Source organism: Phenylobacterium sp. (assembly GCF_031181185.1).
GTDB lineage: Bacteria > Pseudomonadota > Alphaproteobacteria > Caulobacterales > Caulobacteraceae > Phenylobacterium.
In genome coordinates, this window is the sequence record NZ_JAPSKZ010000250.1 from 1 (window position 1) to 4,067 (window position 4,067).

Annotated in this window: 4 protein-coding genes and 1 pseudogene; 1 reads left to right on the plus strand and 4 read right to left on the minus strand. The window is 68.8% G+C overall.

Annotated features, from left to right (window positions below; translation table 11 throughout):
* From RIF93_RS19165 to RIF93_RS19180, 4 genes and pseudogenes are all read right to left on the minus strand, one after another.
* A pseudogene (locus RIF93_RS19165) lies at positions 1–210 on the minus strand (TonB-dependent receptor); the annotation flags it as partial.
* A gap of 107 nt (positions 211–317) precedes the next feature.
* On the minus strand, positions 318–1,748 hold the full coding sequence (gene tldD / locus RIF93_RS19170; protein WP_309093048.1) for a metalloprotease TldD: 1,431 nt from the start codon (positions 1,746–1,748) through the stop codon (positions 318–320).
* Between the two features lie 31 nt (positions 1,749–1,779).
* Complete coding sequence (locus RIF93_RS19175) at positions 1,780–2,691, minus strand: alpha/beta hydrolase (protein WP_309093049.1); 912 nt, start codon at positions 2,689–2,691, stop codon at positions 1,780–1,782.
* A gap of 58 nt (positions 2,692–2,749) precedes the next feature.
* Complete coding sequence (locus RIF93_RS19180) at positions 2,750–3,097, minus strand: DUF3140 domain-containing protein (protein WP_309093050.1); 348 nt, start codon at positions 3,095–3,097, stop codon at positions 2,750–2,752.
* Between the two features lie 271 nt (positions 3,098–3,368).
* Here RIF93_RS19180 and RIF93_RS19185 point away from each other — a divergent pair.
* Positions 3,369–4,067 (plus strand): cytochrome c oxidase subunit II transmembrane domain-containing protein (locus tag RIF93_RS19185; RefSeq protein WP_309093051.1); only part of this gene is annotated, 699 nt, incomplete at its 3' end.

Here is a 4,067-nt window from a genome sequence, read left to right on the forward strand (position 1 = left end):
GTCGATCACGACGTTGCCGGCCGAGCCTTCGAAGCCCCGGACCGAGTCGCCGGTGTCCAGAGCGAAGCCAGGGATACGGTCCAGCATCTCGGCGGCGTTGGCGGGCTGCTGGCTGGCGAAGAAGCTCGCCGGATAGCTGGTCACGCCCTGAGTGGCCGGAGCGGGCGAGGCGGCGACGGCGGCCTGCGCCAGGACGTGTACGATCAGCATGAACAGCTCTCCCCAAGTGCGCGCAAGTGACCCGCGTTACTTGGAGAGAGCCAATTAAATGGCTGTAAGGTCGGTTAAATCCCGGAAAGGTTTCGGCGCCGCAGCGATCACACGCTGGTTCCGCCGACCGTCAGTCCCGTGATCTTCAGCGACGGCTGGCCCACGCCAACGGGCACGCTCTGGCCGGACTTGCCGCAAACGCCAATGCCCGGATCGAACGCGAAGTCGTCGCCCAGCATGGTCACCCGGGTGAGCGCCGAGGGACCATCCCCGATCAGGGTGGCGCCCTTCACCGGCGTGGTCAGCTTGCCGTCCTCGATCAGATAGGCCTCGGTGCACTGGAAGACGAACTTGCCGTTGGTGATGTCCACCTGGCCGCCGCCGAAGTTGGCGCAGTAGAGGCCGCGCTTGGTCGAGGCGATCATCTCCTCACGCGGCGTGTCGCCGCCGAGCATGCCGGTGTTGGTCATCCGCGGCATGGGCATGTGGGCATAGGACTGGCGCCGGGCGTTGCCGGTGGGCTCCAGGCCCATCAGCCGCGCGCTCTGCCGATCGTGCATGTAGCCCACCAGGATGCCGTCCTCGATCAGGATGGTCCGTTGGGTGGGCGTGCCCTCGTCGTCGATCGTCAGCGAGCCGCGGCGGCCCAGGATCGCGCCGTCGTCGAAGACGGTCACGCCGGGCGCGGCCACCCGCTCGCCGATGCGACCCGAGAACGCCGAGGTGCCCTTGCGGTTGAAGTCGCCTTCCAGGCCGTGGCCGACCGCTTCGTGCAGCAGCACGCCGTTCCAGCCGGGGCCCAGCACCACGTCCATCTCGCCAGCTGGACAGGGCACGGCGTCGAGGTTGACCATCGCCTGGCGCAGGGCCTCGTCCACCTGGGCCTGCCACTTGTCCTCGGTGATCCAGGTCTCGAAGCCGGCGCGGCCTCCGGCGCCGGTGTAGCCGTTCTCACGGCGGCCATCCCGCTCCACGGTCACCTGCACGTTGATGCGCGACAGGGGCCGGACGTCGCGGATCAGCCGGCCGTCGGCGCGCAGGATCTCCACCGTGCGCCGCTCACCCGCCAGGCTCACCATCACCTGCACCACGCGCGGATCGCGGGCGCGCGCCCAGGCGTCGATCTCCTGGAGCAGGGCGACCTTGTCGGCGAAGGCGGGCGAGGCCAGCGGGTCGTCCTCGGCATAGAGCTTGGCGTTCGTTGCGCGCGGGCCCTCGGCGGCCACCCCTTCGTAGCCGCGCTTCGCGAGGCGCGCGGACTCGGCGGCCCGGCGGATCGCCGCCTCCGAGATCTCGCTGGCGTGGGCGTAGCCCGCGGTCTCCCCCGCCACCACGCGCAGTCCGAAGCCCTCGGTGGCGTCATAGGCCGCCGACTTCAGACGGCCGTCGTCGAACAGGAAGCTCTCGCTCTCGGAGCGCTCCACGAACAGCTCGCCGTCGTCCGCACCCGCAAGGGCGTCGCCTAGGATCTGCCGGGCGCGGCCGGAGTCGACGCCGGCGGATTCGAGGATGGAAGGGGCGGGAGCGTGCGCGTTCATGGCGCCAAGATAGGGACCGCGGGCCTGGGCGTCACCCCGCGCGGCGCCAACTGTCGCCGCTTTCCGCCCCCGCCGGCAGCACGCGGGAGAGGAAGTCACGGGTGAGCCGCACCGCCTCGTCCAACTGCACCTCGAGCAGCCAGTGCCCGGCGTCCAGCATGTGCAGCTCGGCGTCCGGCAGATCGCGCAGATACGCCCGGCCGGACGCCTCGGGCATGTAGCCGTCCTGCGGGCCCCAAAGCATCAGCGTCGGCGGGCGGTGCTCGCGCAGGAAGGCCTGGTAGCGCGGGAACCAGGCTTCGAAGTTGTCCTTCAGGCCCTCGATCGTCCGCATGGCGATCTCCCGCCGCCTCGGCGTCATCAGCGGCCAATGGAGCCGCCAGAGGTCCGGCGGAATGCGCTCGGCCAGGTCGGGGCGCACGTCGTTCAGGAACTCCTCCTTGAAGCCCTGTTCGCTGATGGCTTCGGAGAGCGTGCGGCGGTTCTCGTCGCTGGGGTTGCGGAACAGGTCCAGCAGGAACTCGTACTTCGGGCCCAGCGCGTCGAAGTAGATGTCGACGTTCTGGATGATCAGGGCCGTCAGCCGCGACGGGTCGCGCATGGCCGTCCGCAGCCCGATCCAGCCGCCGAAATCGTGCAGCCAAAGCGCGTAGCGTTGCACTCCCAGCTTCGCGAGCAGCTTTTCGAGGAAGTCGGCATGGCCGTCGAAGCTGTAGTCGAAATCGTCGGGCGTGTCGGTGTAGCCCGATCCCGGGAAATCCGGCGCGATCGTGCGCCAGCGGTCCGCCAGTCGCGGCATCAGGTTGCGGAACTCGTAGGACGAGCAGGGATAGCCGTGCGGCAGGATCAGCACGGGCGCATCGGGCGGCCCGGCCTCGCGATAGAACACGCCATAGCCGTCGATCTCCGTGCGCAGGTGCCGCACAGCGGTGCTGGTGAGCATGGGGGAGGCCTCGCGATTGTGGTGCGAGCCCCAAGAACGCCGGTCCGCGATCGAGGGTTCAGTTTTTACGTAAGGGATCGTGGCCCCAGTTCATGAGGCTCCACCGCCAGCGGGTGTCGGTCACGTCACCCCACGGCCGTTGGGCGAGGTGACGCCGGCAGTAGCGGATGACTTTTTTCATGTGGGCGTAGTCGGCCTGGGTGAGGTCCTCGGCGGTCTTCGCCCGGATCGCGAGGATCCTGCGCCCGGACTGGCGGCCGACCGACTCCGTCTCGCCGCGGCGGACCATCCCGACCCGCCGGCTCTCCGACGTCTCCAGCCAGGCGGCGAGTTCGGTGGACGTGAGGTTCACCAGGCGGTCGAACTCGCGCCGGATTTCAGCCTCCTCCTCGGGACTGGGGTGCACGCGGCTGATTCTCCCGAAACGGCGCTCTGCGACGCCTCCGCCAATAGGGGCTCGCAGGGGCGGAATCCACAAGGCGCACGGGCGTATCCAAGCGCTGCCGCGCGATAGGGGCTCCGGCGGCCTTGGCAAGGGCAAGGGATGCGCGTATGGACCCGCGCTGAGTGGGCCGGGCGGGCGCCAGCGAGCGCGTCTGCGCGCCTGTTCTCGAAGTCGGCGTAAGCGCACCCGCCTGTTCGTCGGGCGTGCCGCCGGCCAACCAGACCGAGGGGACATGAAGTCGAGGTTTCAGGGTTTGCGGGCGCTGGCGGCGGGTCTCGTCGCGACCGCTGTCGGGGCGTTCTGGGGCGCGAGCGCTCTCGCCGAGGACCTGATGGGTCAGCCGACGCCGGGCGGGATCGACCTGCAGCCGGGCGTGACCCCGCTGCGCGCGGATGCGATCTTCTTCCACAACGCGATCCTCATGCCGATCATCACGGCCATCACCCTGCTGGTCCTTGGCCTGCTGGTCTGGGTGATCGTGAGGTACAACAAGCGGGCCAACCCGGTCCCGGCGCGCTGGAGCCACAACACCCCCATCGAGGTGATCTGGACGGTTGTCCCCGTGCTGATCCTGATGGTGATCGCGGTCTTCTCGTTCAAGCTGCTGTACGCCTACCACGACATGCCCAAGCCGGACGTGACCGTGAAGGCCACGGGCTATCAGTGGTACTGGGGCTACGAGTATCCGGACCTCAACGTCTCCGAGTACGTCTCGAACATGCTCCCCGAGGAGCAGGCCAAGGCGAAGAACGTGCCGTTCCGTCTGGCGGCGACCGAGCCGATGGTCGTGCCCGTCAACAAGACGGTGCGGGTGCTGGTCACCGGCGCCGACGTGATCCACGCCTTTGCGGTCCCCTCGTTCGGCGTGATCACCGACGCCATCCCCGGGCGGGTGAATGAAACGTGGTTCAAGGCTGACCGGGTCGGCACC